Raw genomic sequence first — 1,345 nt, 5'->3', positions numbered from 1 at the left:
GAACCGTCCAGCAGCTTGGTGCCGTTGAAGTTGGTCTGCTTGGAGACGCGGTCGATTTCCGCGGTCAGCTGCTTGACTTCCGAGTTCAGCGCACCACGGTCGGTGGTGGAGTTGGTGGCGTTGGCCGACTGCACCGACAGTTCGCGGATACGCTGCAGGTTGTTGCCGATTTCGACCATCGCACCTTCGGCGGTCTGCGCCAGCGAGATGCCGTCGTTGGCGTTGCGCGAGGCCACGTCCAGACCACGGATCTGGGTGGTGAAGCGCTCCGAGATCGCCAGGCCGGCCGCATCGTCCTTGGCGCTGTTGATGCGCAGGCCCGAGGACAGACGCTGGATCGTCGTCGCCAGGCTGGCGCTGGTGGTGTTGAGGTTGCGCTGAGCGTTCAGCGACATTACGTTGGTATTGATGACCTGTGCCACGTTGATATCTCCTGTAAGCGATTTGTCCGGCAACTTTTGTTGCCTGGAGTCTCCGCAGGGGGCCATCAATTGGCCAGTGCCGCTGCTGATACAAGTAACGGCGGCAAGCCCGCAACCTTTAGTGATTTGCTGCGCAAAAATATGGCGGCGCGATGATTTGCAAGCCACCCAAAACGCGGCGAAGAGCTTGTTTCGGCCGCGCTTTGGCAAACTTTAGGTCCGGCATGCAAGTCCGGGACACGGCGGCCTGGATCGATGCGGAAGACGTCGATGCCATCGCGGGCGCCATAGAAGATGCTGGATGACCTCGCCAACATGCGGCCGCGTCCACCGCTAACGCCTGACCCCTGTCCGCACTCCAGTTCGCCAGTCCGGGACCGGGTTCCTGCGCGTTAGGAAGTCGATGGCGCTGGCCATCTTCGGTCGCTCCAATGGCAATGGCAGCGTGCACCGGGGGCCCTGCGTACCGCCTGCCTACGCCATCGTCCAACGGCCGCATGAGCTGGCAATGCCGGCCGAGACCGTCCAGCCGCTCCAGCCAGTGGGCCGTAGGTCGGGCACGCCAACCGCGGGTGCGGCACATGCGGGTTCAACGCAGCATCGAGTAACGGCGGTGACGCCGTGTTGTCCGACATGCACTCCCGCCGCGTCGGAACCGAATAAAAAAAGGCCCCTCCTTGCGGAGGGGCCCGGTGTCACGCTGCGGCGTGTCGCGCTTAGCCCTGGAGCAGGCTCAGCACGCTCTGCGGCGCCTGCTTGGCCTGGGCCAGCATCGCGGTGCCGGCCTGCTGCAGGATCTGCGTGCGGGTCAACTCGGCGGTTTCCTTGGCGTAGTCGGTATCGCGGATGCGGCTGCGCGAGGCCGACAGGTTCTCCGAGGTGGAGCTCAGGTTGGCGATGGTGGAGGTGAAGCGGTTCTGGAT

1 protein-coding gene and 1 pseudogene are annotated in these 1,345 nt (G+C 63.9%); both read right to left on the bottom strand.

The annotated features are described in order from the left end of the window. Positions 1-422 (bottom strand): annotated as a pseudogene (locus GGR64_RS20665) (flagellin); the annotation flags it as partial. A gap of 716 nt (positions 423-1,138) precedes the next feature. Further along, a partial coding sequence (locus tag GGR64_RS20660) for a flagellin (RefSeq protein ID WP_260303047.1) occupies positions 1,139-1,345 on the bottom strand: 207 nt, incomplete at its 5' end.

The sequence above is a fragment of the Xanthomonas sp. 3307 genome (genome assembly GCF_014199735.1).
In the GTDB taxonomy this organism is placed as follows: Bacteria; Pseudomonadota; Gammaproteobacteria; order Xanthomonadales; family Xanthomonadaceae; genus Xanthomonas_A; species Xanthomonas_A rydalmerensis.
Note: the sequence above shows the minus strand (reverse complement) of the source record. Positions and strands in the feature narration are given on the sequence as shown.